This window comes from Campylobacter concisus (assembly GCF_902460875.1).
Lineage (GTDB): Bacteria > Campylobacterota > Campylobacteria > Campylobacterales > Campylobacteraceae > Campylobacter_A > Campylobacter_A concisus_AA.
The window spans coordinates 1-4,223 of sequence record NZ_CABPVR010000017.1 but is presented as its reverse complement, the minus strand read 5'-3'; the positions used below and the strand labels follow the sequence as shown (position 1 = coordinate 4,223).

Here is a 4,223-nt window from a genome sequence, read left to right as displayed (position 1 = left end):
TCATATATGTCTAGAGTTGTTGGTTCTTCAAGTATCTTTTTTAACTCACTATATGTATCATCATCTAATATATGATCGTCATCAGCCACATGACTTTTTTCTATTGAGTCCACTATCTCCTCTATGCAGATGGCATCCTTTTGTCCTGCTTTCGCCTCTTTTTCTTTTTTAAAGAAATATATGGGTATTTTTGTTTCATCTTCTTTTAGATAATAGGTGTTTTTGGATAAAACTAGAAATGTTTCGCCATATAAATTTATGGCCTCACTCCCAAGATAAGACTCTGGTTTGATTAAGGAATTATCAAATATTTGTCTTAATATAAAATATCCCATCACTAATAAGAATACTTTTGTGGCTGGATAATAGTATTCTGTTTCTATTATAAATGCGCCATTAGACTCCTCTGACAATAATTGCATCATGCCTCTATCATCGATTGGTATTGAAGTTGGCTTACCTAAAGCATAAATAATACGATCTTGTTCCGTATTTGAATTCAAATTTAAAAAGAAGATTTTGAATTCCTCTATGTTTGCCTCTAAAAATTCTTCTTCTCTTTTAATTATCTCTTCCATGTCTTTGGCATTTTTAAAGTACTTATCTATATGACTTAAATAGGTATTGGCTTGCGTAAATTTAATGAAACGTTCCGAGCCATTAAAAATTTCTTTGCCCATTGGTTTGTTAAATATAAAATTGTCTGAAATATAACTTTCAAATTTCTTGATTTTCTCTCTGCTAACCCTTGTAAATGGGCTTAGACTTAATAAATATAGGTCTTCATCATTTTGAGCATCTACTTGTATGGAGTACTGACTATAGTCTTTCGTGGCTTTTAGCTGCTTAGGGTCAGTCACTTTCTTGTTATCCACCCTATTTAGACTGTCCATTATCTTATAGTTTAATACGTTTTGCAAAAGGTGCTCATTTAGTTTTGCATTTTCTCTCATAGGGGCATTTGAAATAATGAGATAGTTTTTAGAGGTGCCGCTACTGTTATTTGTATTGTGAGTATCGTCCTTGGTAGTTAAGGATTTATCCCTTAAAAGATTCGCAAATTTTAAAGAATTGAAAAATGGATACTGCATATAGACAAAATTTGCTCTATTTGCGATCACACACTCTTCTATCCTATTAAGCAGACTCTCTTCGGCATTGTCCTTATCATTTTTACATATTGATATATTATTTTTTTTATCTATATTTTCATATTTACTTATCTTTGCTTCAAATAGGCTTTTTTCATCAACCTCTAATGAAAAATTAGAGCAAACTCCAATATACTCATCGTAATTACTTTTCGTCTTAGTGGCTGTTATATCAAACCCTGAAAAATCTATAAATGCTCCACTATTTTGATCATCATTTGTAAAAACTAAAATATTGTTAAACGATACTGTATTTAATAACCCTAATGTAAAACCAAACTTAGTAGCTAGTAGGCTCATAACCGGACTAGAAAAGGCATAAAATCCTCTTTTTTGAAGAAATTCACCTATATTTTTAGTGGCAGAAAGTGCATCTGGTACGGCAAGCAGTAGTGTTAGTGGCTTAAATGTAGCCCTTAAATCAGTTATATCAAGAAGACTAAAAAAGAATTTAACTATCTCTTTTGCCATATAAATCTTGCCATCCTCTGAAGCCTTTTTAAGATTCTCTTTGATTTCCTCAAAACCGTCTTTGATTGCTTCTATACTCTCTTCTTCTTTATCAAAATTTTCATGATTTAATATTATGGTTGCTTTTTTTATTAGCTCATCCCTTAGCCTATCCAATAAGGAGTTAATATTTCGATCTATTTTTTTATAGTTGCTAACTAATTCGCTAGATGCTTCTTCAAAATTTTTAACCATATTGCCTTGTTCCCTAAAAATATTTGCAAGTTTTACTAGTTCTTTAGTAAACTCTTCAATAATATCCTTTTCTTGACTAAGTACCTCCAATTTCATACTACTGTTTGCGACTTTTATTTCATCGGTTCTTTCAAAACCACGCTCATTCTTAAATAAACTAAACTTATCAAAATATTTATATGTCTTTATGCTAACATTTTTGCCCGCCTTTTTTTGATCATATAGCCTTGTAAATATCTTATTATATAAGGCATCTCCGTTTAATATATTTGTATTATAAAAATGGTTTAAATCACGGCAATAAAAGGTTATATTTTTATATCCTTCTCCATTTACGCCGACCTCAAAAAGTAGTTCTTCTATACTTCTAATAATTTTTGTATTATCTAATCTCAAGAACGATCCCTCTCTTTAAATTTATCAACTAACAAGCATTACAAAGCTAGTTGTGTTTATATCATTTGTATAGCCACTATCTAGCCCTTTAGCTATCTCAAGCTCTATGCTTTTAGCTCCAGTTGGAGACATAAAAACATAAGTGTAAGTATGTCTATTCTTTTCTATATTAGAACTATTAAATTCATCTAAACTGGCAAAAAAGCCTACTCCGCTTTCCGGGCTATTTGCCTTTTTGTAGTTCTCTTTATCAAGAGAGCTAAAATTCTTTGGAACTACAAATATCAAATTCAGCTTATCCACTCCATATCTTAGTTTAAATTCTTTGATATCATAACGCTTATCGTCATAATTATCCGCTAAAAGAGCCTTTAAATTCTTATCCTCTACGTCTCTTCCCTCGTCTAAATTGAGTTTGATCTTGCTGAAGCCATTTTTATCTTCAAATTTTTTATCAAATAGATAATAGGTAGTTACCAAAAGATTATCTATTTGAGAAGCAAAAGCTTTTATATGAAGTCTGATCAATGGCTTATTTAAATTTGGATTTTGTACGGCAAGGTTATTATTCTCAAACATAGGATTACTTAAACTATGCTCTAGTTTAAGTTTATTCTCTTTTTTTATGCACCTTAGCGAAGAGCCGGTGTTGCTTAGGCAGTTTGGCACTAGATCTTGCATTACAGCGTAGTGATCATTCATGCTTTTTAGACTAAGTGCCGATCTTGGCACATAAGCTACTATGACGCATGGGATCCTAGCTGAGCAACCTACTATCGGCGAGTTTATAAAATCAACGTCAAGTATCACACCTTGATCGTCTGATCTTATACTCCTGCCTGCCCTACTTTTTAAGATCACATGACCACCATGTGGGCAAATGATAGTGTCGTCCTCTATGACAGGGCATGAAGTAGCAGTGGATGAAATTTCTTTAGATTGATTATCTTTTTGTAAATTTTGCCTTTGATTTAAATTTGAAAGAGCCTCTTTAGTCTTTTTACTCATTGGTTTTAGATCGATATTTAGACTCTTATTTAATAGTGAATAATTTAATATATTTGCTTGAGAATTTCTATAAGCAACATTTAGCCTTCCTATATCTTTATCCTCATCTCTTGGCTGATGAGTAAAATTTAGAGGTATATTCTCATCACTATTATATTTTTCATCTTTAAAATAAAGTGGACAATCCTCCTCTTCATTGGCTTTAGACAAAAGGGCAGAGTTTAGATATATTCTTTGATTCATATTTTTGCTATCTAGCTTAAATATCTCCTTTAATACCTCAACATCGACTATACTTTTATCTACTGCACTTACACTAAGGGTATCGTTATTTTTATAAAAGATACTTCCCACGCTCTCATTCATAAGAGCTTTTATATCATCGGTTGCTACTTTATTATTGTAAGCTACATCATCATTATTTTGAGCGGATTTATTATTAGCTATTACTATGGCTTCATCGCTAGAACTTATATCCTTAGAGTCTATGCTAGCCAAGAAATTTTCATTTTCTTTTAGCTTTACTAGATCCGTATATTTTAGATTTATTATGCTCTTTAGCATATCTATTCTGTCCTTTACAAAGATGCTAGCCTCTGCTATATCCACTCTATTATCTCGTAGTATCGTTATATTTTTATAGATGTTTTTGCTATAAGAGAAGTATTTATTAAGCTCATTTACATCTATCTTTTTTTCAAATACAAATAAATTCAAAGCACAAATAGCCACTAGCATATCTATATCGCCAGCTCTAGCATCACTTACTATCTTTGCTGCATCTAGTTTATCTAGATCATCTATATCTAGTATCTTTACTAGATGTGCCTCTTTGTTGCTATTTTTATCTATGTTGCTGCCTAAATTTTCTATTATATACCCGACCATATCTTGCTTAAAATTTTCATCACTAAATTTGCCATATTCGTAAAAGAGATTTAAATAAGCATAAAAGATATATAA

At 31.3% G+C, this 4,223-nt stretch carries 2 protein-coding genes; both read right to left on the bottom strand.

The features are described 5' to 3' along the window. On the bottom strand, positions 1-2,252 hold a 2,252-nt coding region (locus tag F3H01_RS08995; RefSeq protein ID WP_149725553.1), incomplete at its 3' end, for a hypothetical protein. Between the two features lie 24 nt (positions 2,253-2,276). Further along, on the bottom strand, positions 2,277-4,223 hold a 1,947-nt coding region (locus F3H01_RS09280; protein ID WP_188116379.1), incomplete at its 5' end, for a hypothetical protein.